This window comes from Xanthomonas sp. NCPPB 2586 (assembly GCF_041475775.2).
Taxonomy (GTDB): Bacteria; Pseudomonadota; Gammaproteobacteria; order Xanthomonadales; family Xanthomonadaceae; genus Xanthomonas; species Xanthomonas campestris.
Genome location: NZ_CM192981.1, coordinates 4,101,521 through 4,122,183, shown reverse-complemented (window position 1 = coordinate 4,122,183; position 20,663 = coordinate 4,101,521). Strand labels below are relative to the sequence as shown.

At 66.1% G+C, this 20,663-nt stretch carries 17 protein-coding genes, 1 other RNA gene and 1 pseudogene; 15 read left to right on the top strand and 4 right to left on the bottom strand.

Annotated elements, in window-relative coordinates; all coding sequences use genetic code 11:
• Window positions 1–26: 26 nt before the first annotated feature.
• On the bottom strand, window positions 27–1,184 hold the full coding sequence (locus ACCQ09_RS18075) for a phosphotransferase enzyme family protein (RefSeq protein WP_040941803.1): 1,158 nt from the start codon (window positions 1,182–1,184) through the stop codon (window positions 27–29).
• Window positions 1,185–1,548: 364 nt separating this feature from the next.
• Between ACCQ09_RS18075 and ACCQ09_RS18070 the strand changes: the two genes are divergently transcribed.
• The 8 genes and pseudogenes from ACCQ09_RS18070 to ACCQ09_RS18035 all read left to right on the top strand — a co-directional run.
• A complete protein-coding gene (locus ACCQ09_RS18070) occupies window positions 1,549–2,388 on the top strand; it encodes a glycosyltransferase family 2 protein (RefSeq protein ID WP_040941802.1) in 840 nt (279 codons plus the stop codon).
• Between the two features lie 255 nt (window positions 2,389–2,643).
• The gene (locus ACCQ09_RS18065; protein ID WP_080640160.1) at window positions 2,644–3,552 is read left to right on the top strand and encodes a hypothetical protein; all 909 of its coding nucleotides are present in this window, start codon (window positions 2,644–2,646) and stop codon (window positions 3,550–3,552) included.
• Window positions 3,553–3,565: 13 nt separating this feature from the next.
• Window positions 3,566–5,473 carry a glycosyltransferase family 2 protein gene (locus ACCQ09_RS18060; protein ID WP_040941800.1) on the top strand — a complete coding sequence of 636 codons (1,908 nt, stop codon included), beginning with the start codon at window positions 3,566–3,568 and terminating at the stop codon, window positions 5,471–5,473.
• 49 nt (window positions 5,474–5,522) lie between these two features.
• Window positions 5,523–6,770, top strand: coding sequence for a hypothetical protein (locus ACCQ09_RS18055; RefSeq protein ID WP_040942389.1), 1,248 nt, complete (start codon window positions 5,523–5,525; stop codon window positions 6,768–6,770).
• Window positions 6,752–7,717 carry a glycoside hydrolase family 113 gene (locus tag ACCQ09_RS18050; RefSeq protein ID WP_040941799.1) on the top strand — a complete coding sequence of 322 codons (966 nt, stop codon included), beginning with the start codon at window positions 6,752–6,754 and terminating at the stop codon, window positions 7,715–7,717. The genes ACCQ09_RS18055 and ACCQ09_RS18050 overlap by 19 nt, the downstream gene beginning before the upstream one ends.
• Before the next feature lie 61 nt (window positions 7,718–7,778).
• Window positions 7,779–7,853: non-coding RNA, sX9 sRNA (locus ACCQ09_RS18045), on the top strand.
• 443 nt (window positions 7,854–8,296) lie between these two features.
• Window positions 8,297–9,493 carry a nicotinate phosphoribosyltransferase gene (gene pncB, locus ACCQ09_RS18040; protein ID WP_040941798.1) on the top strand — a complete coding sequence of 399 codons (1,197 nt, stop codon included), beginning with the start codon at window positions 8,297–8,299 and terminating at the stop codon, window positions 9,491–9,493.
• Between the two features lie 313 nt (window positions 9,494–9,806).
• Window positions 9,807–10,289: pseudogene (locus ACCQ09_RS18035) on the top strand (cellulose synthase subunit BcsC-related outer membrane protein); the annotation flags it as partial.
• 142 nt (window positions 10,290–10,431) lie between these two features.
• On the opposite strand, the gene ACCQ09_RS18030 reads toward ACCQ09_RS18035, so the two are convergent.
• Complete coding sequence (locus ACCQ09_RS18030; RefSeq protein WP_012439232.1) at window positions 10,432–12,090, bottom strand: PA domain-containing protein; 1,659 nt, start codon at window positions 12,088–12,090, stop codon at window positions 10,432–10,434.
• Entirely contained in the window at window positions 12,083–12,499 is a 417-nt protein-coding gene (locus ACCQ09_RS18025) for a post-PEP-CTERM-1 domain-containing protein (protein ID WP_040941797.1), read from the bottom strand. The genes ACCQ09_RS18030 and ACCQ09_RS18025 overlap by 8 nt, the downstream gene beginning before the upstream one ends.
• A gap of 775 nt (window positions 12,500–13,274) precedes the next feature.
• Between ACCQ09_RS18025 and arsC the strand changes: the two genes are divergently transcribed.
• Window positions 13,275–13,697, top strand: coding sequence for an arsenate reductase (glutaredoxin) (arsC, locus tag ACCQ09_RS18020; protein WP_040941796.1), 423 nt, complete (start codon window positions 13,275–13,277; stop codon window positions 13,695–13,697).
• Window positions 13,698–13,952: 255 nt separating this feature from the next.
• Window positions 13,953–14,468, top strand: a complete 516-nt coding sequence (def, locus tag ACCQ09_RS18015; RefSeq protein WP_011035927.1) for a peptide deformylase — start codon at window positions 13,953–13,955, stop codon at window positions 14,466–14,468.
• A gap of 118 nt (window positions 14,469–14,586) precedes the next feature.
• On the opposite strand, the gene ettA is transcribed toward def, so the two are convergent.
• Complete coding sequence (gene ettA / locus ACCQ09_RS18010) at window positions 14,587–16,248, bottom strand: energy-dependent translational throttle protein EttA (RefSeq protein WP_011035928.1); 1,662 nt, start codon at window positions 16,246–16,248, stop codon at window positions 14,587–14,589.
• Window positions 16,249–16,474: 226 nt separating this feature from the next.
• On the opposite strand from ettA, the gene ACCQ09_RS18005 reads away from it, so the two are divergent.
• The 5 genes from ACCQ09_RS18005 (at window position 16,475) to ribD (ending at window position 20,658) form a co-directional block, all read left to right on the top strand.
• On the top strand, window positions 16,475–16,999 hold the full coding sequence (locus tag ACCQ09_RS18005; protein ID WP_040941795.1) for an RcnB family protein: 525 nt from the start codon (window positions 16,475–16,477) through the stop codon (window positions 16,997–16,999).
• A gap of 209 nt (window positions 17,000–17,208) precedes the next feature.
• The gene (gene glyA / locus ACCQ09_RS18000; protein WP_011035930.1) at window positions 17,209–18,462 is read left to right on the top strand and encodes a serine hydroxymethyltransferase; all 1,254 of its coding nucleotides are present in this window, start codon (window positions 17,209–17,211) and stop codon (window positions 18,460–18,462) included.
• A gap of 101 nt (window positions 18,463–18,563) precedes the next feature.
• A complete protein-coding gene (gene nrdR / locus ACCQ09_RS17995; RefSeq protein WP_005997276.1) occupies window positions 18,564–19,088 on the top strand; it encodes a transcriptional regulator NrdR in 525 nt (174 codons plus the stop codon).
• Entirely contained in the window at window positions 19,085–19,567 is a 483-nt protein-coding gene (locus ACCQ09_RS17990; RefSeq protein ID WP_040941794.1) for a GNAT family N-acetyltransferase, read from the top strand. Before nrdR ends, ACCQ09_RS17990 begins: the two co-directional genes overlap by 4 nt.
• Window positions 19,568–19,593: 26 nt before the next feature.
• Window positions 19,594–20,658 (top strand): bifunctional diaminohydroxyphosphoribosylaminopyrimidine deaminase/5-amino-6-(5-phosphoribosylamino)uracil reductase RibD, encoded by a 1,065-nt coding sequence (gene ribD, locus ACCQ09_RS17985; protein ID WP_043877936.1) that lies wholly within the window; start codon window positions 19,594–19,596, stop codon window positions 20,656–20,658.
• Window positions 20,659–20,663 lie beyond the last annotated feature (5 nt).

The following is a 20,663-nucleotide window of genomic DNA, read 5'->3' as shown; positions in this document are numbered from 1 at the left end:
AGACTCGAAGAAAGGATGAAAGACGCTCAGTGCAGCCGGCGCGCACGCGCGTGCAGATGCTCGCGCAGGCGCCGACCCTCGGGGCTGGCAAACCAGTCCGCGTGGCCGAGCAGATAACGGTGATAGGCGATGTCGGCGTTGTCGGCCGAGCGGGTGATGCCGGCGAAGTAGCCGATCTCGCTGAGCGCAAAATCGGCATGCACGATCGGCAGCAACGCCGCGAGCAGGCGCAGTTGCGCCGCATCCAGCGCGCAGTGCTGCGCGTAGCCGTCCAGCAAGGCGTCGAGCTGTTCCAGCTGCGGCTCGGCGCGCTGCGCGGTGTCCAGGTGCAGCCACGGAATCAGATTGCGTTCGATCGCCGTGGCCAGATCGAACAACGCGAAACTGCGATCGCACAGGCCGAAGTCGAACACCGCGCTGACCTCCGTGTGGCCCGCATCGGTGTCCCACAACAGATTGGAGGCGTGCCAGTCGCCGTGCGTCCACAGCGGCGGCAACGCGCCCGGCGCAGAGAGCAACGGCCAGGCCTGCGCATGCCAAGGCAGCAGGTGGGTGGCGATGTCGGCGCGCCATGGCCGATGGCGTAGATCGGCCGCCAACGCGGGACGCGATGCCAGCGCCTGTTCCAAGGCATGCAGCGGGTCTTGCTGGGTGAACAACGCCAGATTGGCCACCAGCACACTGGTCTGGCGCGGCGGCGCGTCGAATCCCTGCGCGCACATATGCAGGCGTGCCAGCGCGGCGCCGGCTGCAAACGCATGCGCAACGTTGCAGAACGGGGTCCACGACAAGGCATCGCGATACACGTCCTGGCCGCGGCCCACGCGTTGCACTTCGTAGACCCACTCCGCCTCGGCCAGCGCAGTGCGGCCTTGTGCGTCGTGCAGGACTTCGACCACCGGCGCGCCAGCCCAGCGCAGATGCGCCATGAAGGCATGCTCCTGTCGCAGCGTCTCCACCGTGCGCACGCGGTGGTGATGCCGTTTGACGATGACCGTGCCGGCCGCCGTCTCCACGCACGCCGCCGCGGAAAACGGGCGCGCGCTATGCCAGCGCACGGCTTCAGTGCCGACGCTGCCTGCGAACCGCTGCAGCACATGGTGGATCTCGTCGGCGCGCAGCACCGGCCAATCCGGCAAGGCCAGTTCCAGGCCCATGCCATGGACGTGATGCGGCCCGTTCATGGCTGCCCGCCGGCGACCGCGCGCAGTCTTGCTTGCGGGGTTGGTATAGACCAGGAGGGTGGGGCCGATCGTTGGGGCCCGGCGTGCCTGCCGGCAAGATCAAAGACGGCGCTGCCAGGCCGTCGTTGCAGCGCAGGCACCATCAGGCGGCCGCGACGCAGGTAGTGAAAGGGCAGCGCGAAACCGTGGGGTCGCTGGCCGTCATCTCGAAGCTGAAAAGTGGGAGGTGCGCCGCAGGGCGGCGTCCACGGAACACCGCATGGCGGATCCGGGCGCGCAGTATGCTCCCTGTGTTTGCCGACCGCCATGCACCCGGCCGCTGCGGCGATGGCGCTGCGGACGCGCGGCACGGGATAATCGCCGGATGACTTCCCTCTCGATCGCCGCCGTCGTTGTCACCTACCAGAGCAGCAGCACGATCGACGCGTGCCTGGCGCGGTTGCGCGCGGCCGAGGGCGTCAGCGAGATCCGCGTGGTCGACAACGCCTCCAGCGACGACACCCTGGATGTGGTGCAGCGGCATGCCCTGGCCGATCCGCGCGTGCAGTTCATCGCCAACCCGGACAACCCCGGCTTCGCCACCGCCTGCAACCAGGGCGCACGCGACTCGCAGGTGCCGTGGCTGGTCTTCATCAACCCCGACCTGATGGTCGAACACGACACGCTGCGCCGGCTGTGCGAGCGCGCCGGCGGCCATGCGGCGGTGTTGCTGGGGGTGGAGCAGGTGGACGAACACGGCCAGCCCGACGCCGCGGTACGCCGGCGTGACCCGGACTTTGCCGCCATGCTGCGTGCGCCGCGCGCCGCCGCCCAGCTGGCCGTGCCTGCGGACCCGGCGCTGGCGCTGCAACCGGTGGACGCCATCTCCGGTGCCCTGATGCTGATGCAACGCAGCCTGTTTGACCGCCTGGACGGCTGGGACGGCGGCTACCGCCTGCATGCCGAGGACCTGGACCTGTGCCGGCGTGCGCGCCAGGCCGGCGCACTGGTGGCAGTGGCCAATGACCTGCAGGTGGTGCACGTACGTGGGGTCTCCAGCCGTTCGCGCCCGTTCTTCGTGGAATGGCACAAGCACCGCGGTCTGTGGCGGTATTTTTGCAAATTCGAGTCCGCGCAACGCGGGCTGCTGGTGCGGCTTGGGGTCTGGGCGGCGATCTGGACCCATGCGGCGGCGCAGGTACCCCGGCTGCTACGCCAACGCTAGTTCGTCGCGTTAAATTTGTGATAAATCCGTGATGCGATAGTGTCTGGAACTGTGATAAGTTTCTCTTAGAAATGTGATCAAAGTCGATTGCTTCCTGTCCCTTCCGGGTCCCCCACCAGGAAATCTGCAATGTCCCTACAGAACGACCCGCGCTCGCGGGTACGTCAGTCGTGTGCCATCCCTTCACTGTCCGGCTCGGTTGAGCGGGCGCCAGCGTGCAGCCAGCCCCAACGGCGTCCCCTCCAGCGGGCGGCCATGTCACTGCTTGCGGTGGGTTGCCTGATCGCCGCGCTGCCCGACACTGCCATGGCCGGTGCCTGGACCCAGCCGCAAGGCGACATTCTGGTGATCGTCAAGGCGCTGCATAGCGATGGACGCGGTTGGTTCGATGACAGCCATCACCGCACCTCCTTCGGTGATGGACAGCAGTTCGATGGCAACGGGCGTAGCCGCCAGGACCAGCTCAATGTTTACGTCGAGCATGGCCTGACTGACCAACTGAGCGTCATCGGCAACTTCTATTTCACCGACGTGGGTTTCAGCAATCACGGCGGAGACGGCCGCACCCGCGCCAGCACCACCGGCTTCGCCGATCAGGAAATCGGCCTGCGCTACGCGCTGCCGAGTGCGCAGGACGATGTCTGGCGCAGTTCGGTGCAGGCACTGGTGAGCATCCCGGCCTATGGCCGCAGCAAGACCTACCATCCGAACACCCCTGGTGCGAATTCCGACCCGGCCTTGGGGTTGGGTGACTATGGTCTGGAGTTGCGCTACAGCCGCGGGCGTGGATACACGCTGGGTGGGCGCAATGGCTATGTCGACCTCGGCGGTGCGGTGCGTCTGCGCGGCAGTGCCGCCTCCGACGAACTGCGGGTGGATGCCTCCACCGGTCTGAGCCTGACTCCCAGCTGGCTAGTGCTTGGCGAACTCAACGTGATCCAGGGCTTGGGCAACGGGCGTAACAACTTCGACGTGCCCGGCTCTGCTGGTGGCGTCAGTTTCGTCGCCACCGGCACCAACTACGACCTCACCAAGCTGCAGCTGTCCACGTTGTATACCGCCCCCGGCGGTAGCCAGTGGCAGGTGGGCTACCAGCAGCCCGTGATGGGCCGCAATACCGGTGCTGCCGGCGGGCCATTCGTGGCCGCCTGGTGGCGGTTCTAGGGCAGGGCCGACAATGACGGTCACCTGCGAAATGGACGCGCTGGGACGGGCGCCGGATATCGGCCGCGAACGCGGCTTGTTGGGGCGTTCGCTGGTGTCTGCCGGCGTCATCACCGACGAGCAACTGCGCGCCGCGCTTGCCTTGCAGCAACGCTGGAATTCGCGCCTGGGCGATGTGATCCTGGCCCAGCGCGGCGTGCCGGCGCAGCGGTTCTACGCCATCGTGGCCGCGCACTTCGGGCTGCAGTTCGTCGACCTGGTGCAACAGCCGCCGGACCCCGAGCTGCTCACCGCCACCGACCTGGATGTGTATGCGCAGCGGCTGATCCTGCCATGGCGGCGCGAGGACGGTGTGCTGGTGCTGGCCGTGGCCGACCCGGACCCGGCGCTGTTCGCCTGGGCGCGCGAGCATTACGGTGCGGAAGTCCGCTTCGTCGGCACTGCCAAGTTCGACATCATCTGGAGCCTGCAGCGCTACGCCGACGAGCAGCTCACCGACAATGCGCTGAACCTGCTGGCCGCACACGCGCCTACGTATTCCGCACGCCAGGTGGTCACCCGCGGGCAGAAGTTCACCTTGTGGGCGATTGCCGCGGTGCTGGTGGCGGCAATCGCCGCATTCCCCATCATCACGCTGATCACCATCAATGTGCTGGTGGCGCTGGGCTTTCTGGCGACCTTCGGCCTGAAATTGCTGCTGGTGTGGTTCGGCTCGCGCCACCGCATTGACATCAAGGTCACCGAAGACGAAGTGGCCGCGCTGCGCGATGACGACCTGCCGGTCTATACCGTGCTGGTGCCGATGTACAAGGAGCCGGAAGTCCTGCCGATCCTGGCCAACGCGCTGCGCAAGCTGGATTACCCGATCAGCAAGCTCGACGTGAAACTGGTGCTCGAAGCCGACGATTTCGACACCATCGAAGCGGCCAAGAAGCTCGGCCTGGAAGCATTCTTCGAAATCATCCGGGTGCCGCCGTCGCAGCCCAAGACCAAGCCCAAGGCCTGCAACTACGCGCTGCATTTTGCGCGCGGCGAACTGCTCACCATCTACGACGCCGAAGACAAGCCCGAGCCGGATCAGCTCAAGCGCGTGGTGGCTGCGTTCCGCAAGGCGGAAAAAGATGTGGTGTGCATCCAGGCGCGCTTGAACTATTACAACGCCGACGAAAACTGGCTGACGCGGATGTTCACGCTGGAGTACACGCTCTGGTTCGACTTCTACCTGCCGGCGCTGGAATACCTGCGCATTCCGATTCCGTTGGGCGGCACCTCCAACCACTTCCGTCTCGACGTGTTGCGCCAGGTGCGCGCATGGGACCCGTACAACGTCACCGAAGACGCCGACCTGGGCGTGCGGCTGATCCAGAACGGCTACCGCGTCAACGTGGTCAATTCCACCACCTTCGAAGAAGCCAACGTCAGCATCCCCAACTGGATCCGGCAGCGTTCGCGCTGGCTCAAGGGCTACATGCAGACCTGGCTGGTGCACATGCGCGACCCGGTGCATCTGTACCGCAGCACCGGCTTCAAGGGGTTTTGGGGCTTTCAGTTCTTCATCGGCGGCGGCTTTTTCACCGCGCTGGGCGTGCCGGTGCTGTGGGTGCTGTACGCGGCGTGGTTGCTGACCGGGACCTCGGCGTTCGACCGCATCTTCCCGCCGTGGCTGGCCGCGGTCTCGCTGATCAATCTGCTGCTCGCCAACGGGTTTTTCATCTACATCACGCTGGTGGCCGCGTTCAAGCGCGACTACTTCAAGCTCGCGCCGTATGCGCTGACGGTGCCGTTCTATTGGTTGCTGCAGTCGATCGCGGCCTACAAGGGTCTGTGGCAGTTGATCCGCAATCCGTTCTACTGGGAGAAGACCACGCATGGCATCAGCAAGCATTCCGAACAAGAGCGCCGCGCCGCACTCGAAGAGTGAGCCGGGCGCCGCGCGCCGCGACAGCGGGCTGCCGGCGTTCCTGGTGGCGGTGGTGGCGTTGTCGCTGCTGAGCCAGCCGTTGCTGGTGCAGTCGTTGGGTAGCGCGGCACCGGCGGTGGCGCCCACGGTGGGGTTGCCGGCAACCGGCCTGCTGACCTGGCTGATCGATGTCGCTGCGCACCGCTGGAACCTGCCGTTCCAGGTGTGGCCGTTCGTGGCGGTGGCCGCCAATGCGCTGTTCCTGTCGTTGCTGTGGCGCGATCTGGCCGGCGTGTTCGGGCGCGGCTGGGCCAGCGGATTGACCTTGCTGGTGGGCTGCAACCCGCTATTCCTGCTGCCGATTGCCGCCGGTGGCAGCCAGGCGGTCGGCCTGCTCGCGTTCTACGGGTTGTGCCGCACGCTGCGCCGCCTGCAGGCGCCGGTGGAGGCCTTCACTTACCTGCGCATTGCCGGCTGGCTGTGCATCCTGTTGTGCCTGGATCTGCAGACCTTGGCGCTGTCGACGATGGTCGCGCCCTGGCTGCTGCTGGTGATGCCGCCGCAGATGCTGCGCAAGGCACCGGGATCGTTCTATCTGGTGTGCTACCTGCCGTTCGTGTTCCTGGTCGGCATGTGGGCCTACATCAATCTGACCATGTTCAATGCGCCGTGGCCGACATTGTCCAGCATCGCCGCCGGTGCGCACCCGCTGCCGTTGCCGCTGCAGGCGCATGCCGACGGTTGGCTGCCGGCGCTGCGTTGGGGTGTGGCGGCCGTGGCGTGTTTCCCATTGCTGGCGTTGGTGATGCGCAGCCGCAGCGGCGTGTTGGCGCGCGGCGTGCTCGCCAGTGCGGGCACGGTGATCTGCGCGGCGGCGCTGTCGTTCGCGTTCGGCTGGGCCGGCTTCGATGCCTTGCTGCTGCTGTGGGTGCCGGCCGCATTGTTGCTGCGCGCGCTGCGTGCCGATCAACGTGGCCAGGCCGCCGGCCTGCTGCTGTTGGGCGTGCTTGGTGCGGCGTGGGTGCAGCCGCAGGGCTGGGGCCGCTGGATGCAGGCGCCATCGGCTGAACAGGCACAGGCGCAGGGCGAGCCGATCGTGGTGACCGCGATGGCGGCGCTGCCGATGACGGACGGTCAGTCTGCTGTGGCAGCGCATGCTGCCCAGCCCGAAGCCGGCGCTGCGGTGCTGGCTGGCGGTGCGTCTGCGCTGGCGCCGATGGCTGCCGAGAACACTACAACCTCAAGCCCCACAACCTGCACTCAGCAGAAGGCGCTTTCGTCGAATCAGGTTTCTGCAGCATGTTCAAGCGCTTTCTAAACGCAACGTTATTGATGGGGTTGTGCGTGTTCGCCACTGGATGCCAGGCCGTGCCGACCTGGATGGGCGCCAACGTCAAGGTGTCGGCCAACGCGCCGTGGGAAAGCGACGCGGCAGCGCAATCGTTGAATGCGCTGGCTGACACCGGTGCGAGCAAGGCCTTGTTGATCGCCTTCGTGTGGCAGGCAGCGCCGCAGTCCAACGACCCGGTGCTGGGCAGCGACAGCAGCCTGGCCGCGATGCGCGCAGCGTTGCGGCAAAGCCACGCGGCCGGGCTGCAGCCCACGCTCAAGGTGCATCTGTGGATTCCGGGGCATTGGGCCGGCGATGCTGCGCCGGCCGATCAGGCAGCATGGTTTGCCGCCTATCAGCGCGCGCTGCTGCCGCTGGCACAGCTTGCTGAAGACGAGCACGCCGAGGCGTTGGTGATCGGTACCGAGCTGCGCCAATTGCAGGACGCACCGCAATGGCCGGCCCTGGTGGCGGCGGTGCGCGCTGTCTACGGCGGCAAGCTGCTGTACGTGGCCGACGGCATGGAGCACGCGGAGACGTTCCGCTACTGGTCGCTGTTCGATGCGGTGGGCACCAGTCTGTATCCGCGTCTGTCTGAAGCGGCGGCTAAACGGCGTCCGGAGATGGAGGCCGCCGCGCAGCGCCTGCAGGACCTGGGCAAGCGCGTCGGTAAGCCGGTCTGGGTGGCCGAGCTGGGGCTGCGTTCGGCACGCGGCAGCCTGGCGGCGCCGTGGGAGAGCCCGGAACAGCGCGCCGCGGCGGTCGATACAAAGCTGCAATTGCAGGTGTTGCAACAGTGGCGTGCGGTGTTGCAGGCGCATGGCGTGGAAGGTATCGCGCTGTGGTGCTGGTACACCGACCCCAAGGCCGGCGGTCCCGGGGATAGCGACTTCACCGTGCAGGGCAAGCCGGCGCAACGAGTGCTGGCGGAGTAAGCGCCGCTATTAGAACGACGACACAGCCGCCAAGCGAAAGCGGCCGTGCTCGGAATCGGGCATCTAACCCCGAACACTCCGGTTTCTCCGCGCCGTCCCCGACCACCTGACGATTGCTCGCTACGCGTTGTCAGCAGCTCCAAGTGGGCGCGTGGATATGCTGCTTCGAAATGCGCGCGGTGCGCTGCCTTCTTAGGCAGTCGATGACTGTGCGCTGCGAGTTCGGCGCACATGCAGTCGAGATGCGCGCGGATTTCCGTCGATACGATCCCGCTAGCTGAGTCGGTGCTGCGTCACGCGTCCTCGAACGACACGCGCCAGACAGGCGTGACCGCTGCGGAGCACATGGATAGTGCGTTCCAACCTCGCGGCTGCTCACAACGCGTCGCCCGCAGCCCTCGGCGTGATCGCAAATCCGCGTCCTGTACGCACTGAGCCCGCTTGAACGGCCTGACGGATGCAGCGCCGTATGCGTCTGCTGTTGCGTTCGTCTGCAGCGGGGGAACACTGCCTGCGCTCACCGGTGTCTCAATGCCACGACACGCACCCGCCCCGCCGCTGCGGGCATAATCCGGCAGCATGATCATTCATTCGCTGCTCGACACCGATCTGTACAAGTTCACCATGATGCAGGCGGTGCTGCATCAGCACCCGGCCGCGCAGGTGGACTACCGCTTCAAGTGCCGCACACCCGGCGTGGATCTGGCGCAGTTCATCGACGAGATCTCGCGTGAGATCGACGCGCTGTGCCGGCTGCGCCTGCGCGAGGACGAGGTGGACTACCTGCGCAGCCTGCGCTTCATCAAGCCGGACTTCGCCGACTTTCTCGCGTTGTTCCACCTGGACCGCAAATACCTGACCCTGGCCGCCTCGGCCGCCCACCCGGGCGAGATCGAGCTGACCATTCGCGGGCCCTGGTTGCACACCATCCTGTTCGAAGTGCCGCTGCTGGCGATCATCAACGAGGTGTGGTTCCGCAACACCTCCGAGCCGGATTTCGAGGAAGGCCGCAGCCGGCTGCGCGAGAAGGTACGCAGCCTGCGCAGCATGCCGGCCGGTTGCAAGATCGCCGATTACGGCACGCGCCGCCGCTATTCGCGGCAATGGCATGGCGAACTGCTGCCGCTGCTACGCGATGGTTTGGGCGAACAATTCGTCGGCACCAGTAATGTGTTTTTCGCCAAGCAATACGGGCTGACGCCGCTGGGCACCATGGCGCACGAATACCTGCAGGCGTTCCAGGCGCTGGGCCCGCGGCTGCGGGATTCGCAGGTGGCGGCGCTGGACTCGTGGGCGCGCGAATACCGCGGCGACCTGGGCATTGCGCTGTCGGATGTGGTGGGCCTGGACGCGTTCCTGCGCGACTTCGATCTGTATTTCTGCAAGCTGTTCGACGGCATGCGCCACGATTCCGGCGACCCGTTCGACTGGGGCGAGCGGGTGATCGCGCATCTGGAAGCGCACCGCGTGGATCCGCGCACCAAGGTGCTGGTCTTCAGCGACGGGCTGAACATCGACAAGGTGATGCGGCTGTACGAACACTTCAGCCCGCGCTGCCGGCTGGCGTTCGGCGTGGGCACCAGCCTGACCAACGACCTGGGCCCGACGCCCTTGCAGATCGTCATCAAGATGGTCCGCTGCAATGGGCAGCCGGTGGCCAAGCTCAGCGATTCGCCGGGCAAGAGCATGTGCGAAGACCTGGGCTACCTGCGCTACCTGCGCGATGTGTTCGGCCTGCCGCCGATGCCGGAAGCGGGTGGCCCAGCGCGTCAGTGACTGACGTGTAGCGGCAGGCGGTGTCGGGAGCTCGGGCACTGCTGTCAGGAGATGACCCAGCTGCGCAACACCGCCTGGATCGAACTGCAGGCGCGCCAGGCGCGCTTGCTGGTCGAGCAGGGGCGGGCGGGCGAAGCGCAACAACTGCTGGCGCGCACTGAAGCCGCACTCGGCAATCAGCTCGACGACCCGCAACTGCTGGCAGCGCTGGCCGGTGCGCACGCCGACGCCGGCAACACCCCGCGCGCATTGACCCTGGCCCAGCGCCTGGTCACCGGCGCCACCCCGAGTACCGAAGACCGCCTGCAGTACGCTCAGAGGTTTCACCTACGGCCACGGTGGCTACTTCAGCCCGCAGGACTATGTGGACCTGGGATTCCCGGTGCACTGGAGCGGCCGCAGCGCCGGGCAGACGGTGAACTGGAAGGTGGACGCCAGCATCGGTGTGCAGCACTTCACCACCGAAGCCACGCCGTATTTCCCGACCGATCCCACCTTGCAGCAGGCCGCCTACGATGCCGCCTCGGTCGCGGCGTTGCTGGGCCTGGTCAACCGCTATACCGACCCGGTGTACGCGGGCGAAAGCCGCACCGGCGTGTCCTACAACCTCAGCGGCGCGGCCGAATGGCAGGTGGCACCGCAGTTGTTCCTGGGCGGGCGCATGACCTTCAACAACGCGCGCGACTACAACCAGTTCAGCAGCAATCTCTATCTGCGTTTCGTGCTGGATCGGCTGGGTTCCGCGCTGGGCCGCGCGCCGCAGGTACTGACTTCGCCGTACGCGGCGGATCACTGAGCCAACGCAGTGCAGTGCGCAAGGTGTGCGGTGATGCGTGCGCGCGCCGGGCACGTTGCACGCCTGGTCTGCAGCGGCAACGAAGAACGGCGCCTTGCGGCGCCGTTCCGGTCACACCGTGACTGACCGCAGGGCGTCCGGGTTACGGGCGCACCTTGGTGGCACACACGAACACCGACGCCTGCTGCAGGCGGCTGATCGCGCCCTGGTCCTGCAGCCCACGCACGTGCTCGTCCATGCAGGTCAGGTAACCCAGGCGGTTGCCTGCGTTCTGCGTCTTGCACAGGCTGCTCTCGGCCTGGATGTTGGCGCCGGGAATCAGTCCGCCGGTTTCCACCGTCGGCACCAGCGTGCTGCAGCTGCCCAGCTTGGTCAGGCCGCGGTTCACCGTCCAACCGATATCGGCAAACATCGCCGGGGTCAGGTCGATGTTGAGCTGCGCCTGCACTTCCGGCGTATCGAACGGTTCCATCAGCGCATTCGGCTGCAGGTCGGTATCGAAGTGCGAGAAAGTCGAGCCACCGGCCACCACGCTGGGGGCGTACAAGCGGGTGCGGCCCTGGCTGTCGGTGCCCTGCAGCAGTTCCGGGTCCTCGTACAGCCCTGCCACCACCGCAGTGCTGCCCTTCAGGCGCGCGCCGTCGGCTTGCGAGACCATGATAGCCGGGATGGTGATGTCGGTGATCGGCGGTGCGGCATTGCCCATCGTCTGCACGCCGGCCGCGTTGTTGGCCACGATCACGCCCACCGCGCCATTGAGCTGGGCGTTCTTGACCTTGATGGCGAAGGCGCAGGTGCCGCGGTCGATCAAGGCCACCTTGCCGGCCACGGCCGCTGCATTGACGAACGGGGTTTCGCAACCGTCGCTGGCCGAGGCAGCGGCCACGCCGTCATCCACCGTCACCACCGAACGCGCCGGGAAATTGCCGGCGGTGGCCAGCGGCCCGAAGCTGGCAAAGCCCACTTCGAACTTGCCGGCCGCACCGGCTGGCGCGCTCACCTGCAGCAGCGTGCGCGGATCCAGGATCAACGCCGCCTCGCGGTTGACGCGCGTACCGGCCCACACCGTCCGCCCGGGCGTGCGCATGGCTTCGGCACGCAGCGCATTGGTCATGGTGGGGTCGTCGAAACGCTTGTTCTGCACGTTGTCGAAGGCCTGCGCGGTATAGACGTCGGTCAGGCCGGAGCCCGAGCCGAGCACACCGGTGGTCTTGTTGAGGAAGCCCGCCGCGCCCAGCCCATGGCCGATCTCGTGCATCACCACGTTGAGGAAGTTGATCTGGCCTTCCGGCGTCTTGCCGTCCAGGCCCAGGTACCAGCCCGACCCGGCCAGGCAGTCGTCCTTGCCCAGGTCGCCGTTGAATTGTGAAAACACGTCGGCCGGATCGGCCGGGTCGGGCACCAGATCCTGCCCGGCGATCGCATCGCCCAGCGCGGATGGGTACAAGGTATTGGCCTTGGCGCCGGGGAAGTTGTTGACGATCCAGTTCGGGCCGGCCTGGCCCAGGGTGCCGCCGGTGGCGGTACAGGTCAGCCGCGCGAACGAGGCATACACCTTGATCTCGACACTGCTCTGCAGCACTGCGCCCCACATGTCCATGGCGTACTGGTAGGCGATGCGCCGCTGCTCACCCACCGACCGGCCCGGGTTGCCACCCAGCGGTGCGGCAGCGGTGGGGTCGTTCAAGCCGACATTGGTGCCGGCATCGCCATTGATCAGGGTGACGTTGGCGGCCGAGGCGTGCAGCGGCGACAGCGCGGCGGCGATGCCCAGGGACAACAGCAACAGGGGCTTATTCATGCGGCAGCGCTCCGTGCTCGGCGTGGGCAGGTTGGGTGGTGGCATCCTCGCTGTGCTCGATCACCAGGCGGCCATCGGCCTGCCGGGTCGCAACCAGGGAGCTCATCTGGGTGGCCGGCAATTTGCGCGCGACGGTGCCGTTGGGCAGGCGGCGCTCGGTGGCCAGGGCGGCCGTCTCGGTCTGAGGGACTGCACTGCGTTGGGCGCTGCGCGCAGCCGGGGCTGCGGCGGCCTGCCGGTCCAGCGCGGCGCTTTCTTCGGCGGTCAGCGCACGCAACTTGCCGGTGACCGGGTCGATACCGACCTTGGAGCTGCTGGTTCCTGCATCCTGGGCTGCGGCAAGTGCCGGCAGGCAGGCAAGACACAACACACCGGACAGCATCCATCCGGGCTTGCGAAAGCTCATCATCGTTGGGGTTTCCTTGGGTCCAACAGGGGAAATACGCCGCACTGACACCGGCGCTCGGGGAAATCCTTCATTTCCAGTCTGTTCATTACTGAATCATGAATCCGTGATGTGTGGCAACTTTTTGACACATGGACCCCTGAATGCGAAGTCATTGCCTGAAATAGTCATGTCTGCGCTTGCGCTGTTGCGCGAAATGCCAATTCGTCCTGAGTGCTCTGCCTGTTCCGAGTTCCGAGGGATGCGATCGGATTGCGTACGGCAGGTGGAGAGGGCTAGCTGGCGCACGAGGTGCGGGTGCTTAGCGTTGTCATGCCCACACAGGTGTTGGCTTCCGCGTTTTCGACGGGCCTGACCTGAAGGGCGTACGGCAGACGGCGATGCCGCGTCGCAGCTGTTGCCGGGAGTTGGCCGTGGCATTCGCAGACAGACGCGGCGACATCGCACACGCCATCGGATGCGCTGCAGGTTGGTCGGCGCGAACGCGCCCTGCTGCCATCGCTACCAGATTGCAGAGCGGAATGGCTTCGTAAGGAGTTGTGTTCACCGCGCAGCTCGCAGGCGGACGTGCAGCGAGTGCAGGTACTACGTGGCGTACACCGCAGGGGCTACATCGCCGCGCCTGCAGCACAACGTTAGTCGCTTGGTCAGGCGCGGCAGACGGTTTGCGTTTCGCGTTTCGATGGCAGGCGCTGAGACCGCTCGTGCTGCAGTGTGCACGCCACTACCATTGGCCTCCCGTCATCCACGCCATCGGCGTGACGCCCTCAGGTTGCCCATGCACGCCGTCATCTATCACAACCCTGCCTGCGGCACCTCGCGCAACACGCTGGCCTTGATCCGCCATGTCGGCATCGAACCGCAGATCATCGAGTACCTGCGCGACCCGCCAACGCGCGCGACCTTGCAGGCACTGATTGCCGAGGCCGGCCTGTCGGTGCGCGATGCGCTTCGCCAGAAGGGCACGCCCTATCTGGAACTCGGGCTGGATGACCCCGCGCTGGACGATGCCGCCTTGCTCAGCGCGATGCTGGCGCATCCGATCCTGATCAACCGCCCGTTCGTGCGCACCGATCGCGGAGTGCGGCTGTGCCGGCCGTCCGAGCAGGTGCTGGAACTGCTGCCGGCGGCGACCAGCGGCTTCATCAAGGAAGACGGCGAACGTGTGCTCGATAAGGCCGGGCGCCGCGTTAGTCAGTGAGGTCATGCGGGCAACGCGCTAGGACCCAGCAGCATCGCCTGCCGATGACACCGCTGCGGTCGTGGCCGCGTGCGCAACGGCGCCGCCACGCACCCGCCAACGCAGGGCTCGCGCCTCCGGGAGGCTTTCCGGTTCCGCCGTAGCGCAGCCACTGCGCATCGGTGCTGGCTGGGGTGGGTCTGTCGGGCTAGGTTTGCTCACCTCACACCACGCGCCACGCTCTACCATCGGCGCATCGTTGATTGGAGCACCCGCATGATTCGCGAAATTATCCGCATGGGCGACAAGCGCCTGCTGCGCGTGGCGCCGCCGGTCACCAACCTGGGCAGTGACGAGTTGCACGCGTTGGTGGCCGATATGTTTGAAACCATGGATGCCGCGCGCGGTGTCGGGCTGGCCGCACCGCAGATCGCGGTGGACCTGCAATTGATGGTGTTCGGTTTCGAGGCCAGCGAGCGCTATCCCGAAGCACCGGCAGTGCCACGCACCGCCTTGGCCAACGTGCAGATCGAACCGCTATCCGATGAGATGGAAAACGGCTGGGAAGGGTGCCTGTCGATCCCCGGCCTGCGCGCGGTCATTCCCCGCCACCGCGTCATCCGCTATTCCGGCTTTGCCCCGGACGGCACGCCCATCGAGCGCGAGGCCGAAGGCTTCCATGCACGCGTGGTGCAGCACGAATACGACCATCTGGTTGGCCGCCTGTATCCCTCGCGCATCGAAAACTTCGACACCTTCGGCTTCGAAGACGTGCTGTCCTACGACCTGTAGTGCGACGCCCACAGCGCAGGCGTCGCGGCGCAACGCGCATAAGGAAAAGGGCGCCCTCAAGGCGCCCTTTTTTCATCCAGCCTCATGACAGCGCCCTCATCCGGGCGCCGTGGATGGCTTACTTCAATGCCTTGAAGCGCAGGCGCTTGGGACCGGCGTCATCGCCCATGCGGCGACGCTTGTCTTCTTCGTACTCGCGGTAGTTGCCCTGGAAGAACTCCACGTGCGACTCGCCTTCGAACGACAGGATGTGCGTGGCGATACGGTCGAGGAACCAGCGGTCATGCGAGATCACGAAGGTGTTGCCCGGGAACTCCAGCAACGCATCTTCCAGCGCACGCAAGGTTTCGATGTCCAGGTCGTTGGACGGTTCGTCGAGCAGCAGCACGTTGCCACCCTGCAGCAGGGTCTTGGCCATGTGCAGGCGACCACGCTCACCACCGGACAGCGAGCCGACCATCTTCTGCTGGTCCTGCCCCTTGAAGTTGAAGCGGCCGATGTAGGCGCGCGACTGGATCTCCACGCCATTGATGTTGAGGATGTCCAGGCCGCCAGCGATTTCCTGGAACACGTTGTGGTTGCCCTCGAGCTTGTCGCGGCTCTGGTCCACGTACGAGAGCTGCACGGTCGGGCCCATCACGATCTCGCCAGAATCCGGCTTTTCCGCACCGGTGATCATCTTGAACAGGGTCGACTTACCGGCACCGTTGGGGCCGATGATGCCGACGATGGCGCCCGGCGGCACGATCATCGACAGGTTGTCGATCAGCAGGCGGTCGCCGAACTTCTTGGAGACGTTCTTGAACTCCATCACCGAGTTGCCCAGGCGCTCGCCCGGCGGGATGAAGATTTCATTGGTCTCGTTGCGGCGCTGGTAATCCACCGACTGCAGCTCTTCCAGGCGGGCCAGACGCGCCTTGCCCTTGGTGCGGCCACCCTTGGCGTTCTGCCGCGACCATTCCAGTTCCTTCTGGATCGCCTTCTGGCGTGACTTTTCCTGGTTGTCTTCCTGCTTGAGGCGCTCGTCCTTCTGGGTCAGCCACTCGGTGTAGTTGCCCTTCCACGGAATGCCGCGGCCGCGGTCCAGTTCCAGGATCCACTCGGCAGCGTTGTCGAGGAAGTAGCGATCATGCGTGACCGCCACCACGGTGCCGGTGTAGCGCGCCAGGAACTGCTCCAGCCACTCCACCGACTCGGCGTCCAAGTGGTTGGTCGGTTCGTCGAGCAGCAGCATGTCCGGCTTCTGCAGCAACAGGCGGCACAGCGCCACGCGGCGCTTTTCACCACCGGACAACTTGCCGACGATGGCGTCCCACGGCGGCAGGCGCAGCGCATCGGCGGCCACGTCCAGCTGGTTTTCCAGGGTGTGTGCATCGCCGGCGGCCAGGATGGCCTCCAGGCGCTCCTGTTCCTTGGCCAGCGCATCGAAATCGGCGCCTTCTTCGGCGTACGCCAGATAGACCGCATCCAGCGCGGCCTGGGCCTGCAGCACGTCGCCCACGCCTTCTTCCACCGCCTCGCGCACGGTGTGCTCGGGGTTGAGCTGCGGCTCCTGGGCCAGGTAGCCGACCTTGATGCCGGCCTGCGGGCGGGCTTCGCCCTCAAAGTCGGTATCCACGCCGGCCATGATCTTCAGCACCGTGGATTTGCCGGCGCCGTTCAGGCCGAGCAGGCCGATCTTGGCGCCGGGGAAGAAGCTCAGCGAGATGTCCTTGATGATCTGCCGCTTGGGCGGGACCACCTTGCTGACGCGGTTCATGGTGTAAATGTATTGCGACATGGGGACTCCGTGGACGCAGGCAGCCCGCCGGCCGAGGCCGGAGGCAGCGGAAAAGGGATTGCGCCGATTATACCGGCAAGTATTCACCTCCGCCGGACCGCAGATGCGGCTAAACGGCAGCTTACTTCCCACCTGAATGGGTGTTTTCGTAACCGATTCCAGCAAGAAAGCGTTAAGCCGGGCAGCCTCTTAATGCAATTGCGACATCGCACACAGGAGCAATCCCATGAACCGCAAACGCATCGTCACCGTTGTGCTTTCCTCCATCTTGGCGCTGGGCTTCGCTGCACCGGCCGCATTTGCCGGGGATTGGGACCGCGACCACGACCGCCGTGGGCATGACCGCGACCGCGACCATCGGCGCGACTACGACCGTCACGACAACCGCAACTGGCAGGCCCAGCAGCGCTGGGATGACCGCCGTCGCCGCGATGACCGCCGCGAGTGGCGCCAGGACCGCCGCGTCTACAGCAACGGCTACCGCGAGGGTTACCAGGACGCGCGCTACCGCGACCGCTACAACGATCGCCGCGTCTACACCTACCAGCCCGTCCGCCCGGCCTATTACGGCGGCCCGCGCTATGTGCGTGGCGGCTATTACAACGGCCCGGTGTATGTGATCAACGATTACGACCGTCACCACCTGCGTCGCCCGCCGTATGGCTATCGCTGGCAGCGCGACAACACCGGCAACTTCCTGCTGGTGGCGATCGCAACCGGTGAGATCGCCGATCTGGTGCTCAACAACTGAGCCCCTAGCTGGCAGCGCCCGACCGGGCAGCCCGGTCAGGCCACAGGCATCACATGGGCGCACTTCGGTGCGCCCATGGCGTTTGTGGGTCCCGTTCCTGGGCCCCGGTGTGCTGCGTCGCAAGGCCAGTCTGGTCGATTGGTCACCCGTTCCCCGGAGGCTTACAATCGGCGGTCTTACTGGCCACAGCTGCCCCCCGGAGCTTCTGCATGTTCTCGCGCGACGTCCGACTGGAAACCTACGACCCCGAACTGGCCAAGGCCATTGCCGCTGAAGCCGGCCGCCAGGAGGATCACGTCGAGCTGATCGCCAGCGAGAACTACTGCAGCCCGCTGGTGATGGAAGCCCAGGGCAGCCAGCTGACCAACAAGTACGCCGAAGGCTACCCGGGCAAGCGCTACTACGGCGGTTGCGAGTTCGTCGACATTGCCGAGCAATTGGCCATTGACCGCATCAAGCAGGTGTTCGGTGCGGACTACGCCAACGTGCAGCCGCACAGTGGCTCGCAGGCCAACCAGGCGGTGTACCTCGCGCTGCTGCAGCCGGGCGACACCATCCTGGGCATGAGCCTGGCCCATGGCGGCCACCTCACCCACGGCGCCAAGGTCAATGCCTCGGGCAAGCTGTTCAACGCCGTGCAGTACGGCGTGAACGAGCAGGGCCTGATCGATTACGACGAGGTGCAGCGCCTGGCCACCGAGCACAAGCCGAAGATGGTCATTGCCGGCTTCTCGGCGTATTCGCAGAAGATCGACTGGGCGCGCTTCCGCGCCATTGCCGACAGCGTCGGTGCGTATCTGTTCGTGGACATGGCGCACGTGGCCGGCCTGGTGGCCGCCGGTGTGTACCCCAGCCCGATGGACCATGCGCACGTGGTCACCTCGACCACGCACAAGACCCTGCGTGGCCCGCGTGGCGGCATCATCCTGGCCAAGGGCGCGGGCGAGGACCTGGTCAAGAAGCTGCAGTCGATCGTGTTCCCCGGCATCCAGGGTGGCCCGCTGATGCACGTGATCGCGGCCAAGGCGGTTGCGTTCAAGGAAGCACTGGAGCCGGAGTTCAAGACCTACCAGCAGCAGGTGGTGAAGAACGCGCAGGCGATGGCGAACACGCTGATCGCGCGCGGCTACAAGATCGTCTCCGGCGGCACCGAGAACCACCTGATGCTGGTGGACATGATCGGCCGCGATGTCTCGGGCAAGGACGCGGAAGCCGCGCTCGGCAAGGCGCATATCACCGTCAACAAGAACTCGGTGCCCAACGACCCGCGCTCGCCGTTCGTCACCTCGGGCCTGCGCCTGGGCACCCCGGCCATCACCACCCGCGGGTACCAGGAACAGGACTGCGTGGACCTGGCCAACTGGATCGCCGACGTGCTGGACGCCCCGGCCGACGACGCCGTGCTGGCCAAGGTGCGCGATGCAGTGACCGCGCAGTGCAAGAAATATCCGGTGTATGGCTGATGCGGGAATCGGGAATGGAGAGACGGGAATGGTAAAAGCAACGCTGCGATAGCCCCGCTGTTCCGATTCCCTATTCCCCTCTCCCTATTCCCGGACGTCTGATGCATTGCCCCTTCTGCCAGCACAATGACACCCGCGTGATCGATTCGCGCGTGTCCGAAGACGGGACGACGATCCGTCGGCGTCGCGAATGCGAAGCGTGCGGCGAGCGTTTCAGCACCCTGGAAACCATCGAGCTGAAGCTGCCGACGGTGGTCAAGAGCGATGGCGGGCGTGAGGCATTCGATGCGCGCAAGTTGCGCACCAGCTTCGACCGCGCGCTGCAAAAGCGCCCGGTGTCCGAAGAACAGATCGAGGCGGCGGTGCGTGCGGTGGTGCACCAGCTACGGATGTCCGGCGAGCGCGAAGTCGGCTCGCTGCGGGTAGGCGAATACGTGATGGTGGAGCTGCGCAAGCTCGACCATGTCGGCTATGTGCGCTTCGCGTCGGTGTACCGCAGTTTTCAGGACGTGGCCGATTTCCGCGAAGAGATCGAAAAGCTCGAACGCGAACTCCCGGTCGGCAGCGAGCAGCTGCCGTTGCTGGAAGCAGCCCTGGAACGCGCCGGCAAGCCCGGCAAGCGTTGAGCGTGATGCGCATCGCCTGCGTGGCCGACACGCCGGAGCTCCTGCCTGTCATTGCGCAGGCACATCTCCAGGCCTTCGGCGCCTTGCTGCCGGACTGGAATTTTGATCAGGCATTGGAAGAACTGCAGAGCCACGACCGCGACGGGGTGATTCCCACCACGTGGGTGGCACTGGATGACACGCAGTGGCTCGGCTCGGTGAGCCTGCTGGAGAACGACGATGCGCGCATCCGGCAATGGTCGCCGTGGCTGGCGTCGCTGTACGTGCAGCCGCAGGCGCGCGGGCAGGGCATCGGTGAGGCACTGGTGACGCATTGCGTGCAGGCCGCCGCGCATCTGGGCGTGGCGGCGTTGTATCTGTACTGCCAGCCCGCGCTGGTGCCGTACTACCAGCGCCTGGGCTGGCAGGCGCATGCCGAATTGTTGCTGGGACCACTGCAGATCGTGGTGATGCAGATCGAACCGGCAGTAGTGCGGTGAGCGTGAGCGCAGACGACCACCGCTGGATGGCACAGGCACTGCGCCTGGCCGAGCGCGGCGCCTACACCACCCGTCCCAATCCGATGGTGGGCTGCGTGATCGTGCGCGATGGCGCGTGCGTGGGCGAGGGGTTTCATCAGCGTGCTGGCGGCCCGCATGCAGAAGTGTTCGCGCTGCGTGCGGCGGGCGAACAGGCGCGGGGTGCAACGGCGTATGTGACCCTGGAGCCCTGCGCGCATTACGGGCGCACGCCGCCGTGCGCGCTGGCCTTGATCGCGGCCGGCGTCACACGCGTGGTCGCGGCGATGGCGGACCCGTTTCCGCAGGTCAATGGTGGTGGCTTCACCTTGCTGCGCGATGCAGGGATCCAGGTGCACAGCGGGGTGATGGAAGCGCAGGCGCGCGCGCTCAACCAGGGCTTTCTGTCGCGCGTGGAGCGTGGCCGCCCCTGGGTGCGGGTCAAACTCGGTGCCAGCCTGGATGGGCGCACCGCGATGGCCAGCGGCGAATCGAAGTGGATCACCGGCGCCGATGCGCGCGCGGATGTGCAGCGCTGGCGCGCACGTGCCGGCGTGATCCTGACCGGTGCCGGCACGGTGCTGGCCGATGACCCATCGATGACGGTGCGGCTGGGCGAGGACACGCCGTGCGTGCCGCCGCTGCGGGTGGTGCTCGATGCCGGCTTGCGCACGCTGGCGTGCGCCAACATTCGCCAGGGCGATGCGCCCACCTTGTATCTGCACGGCGCCGATGTCACGGCGCCGGCGTTCGACGGCGCGGAGTTTGCCGCGATGCCGTTGCATGCGGGTCGCTTCGATCTGGCCGCGGTGCTGGCATCGCTGGCCGAGCGCGGTATCAACGAGGTGCACGTGGAAGCCGGCGCCACGTTGAGTGGGGCACTGCTGCAGGCCGGCCTGGTCGATGAGCTGTTGGTCTACATGGCGCCGGTGCTGCTGGGTGAGACGGCGCGGCCGCTGCTGGCTGGGCTCGGCATCGACACCATGGCGCAGCGGCATGCATTGCAGCTGCTCGATGTCCGCCACATTGGCCAGGATTTGCGACTGCGCTATGCGCCGGTTGCTACTGCGTAAGAGCT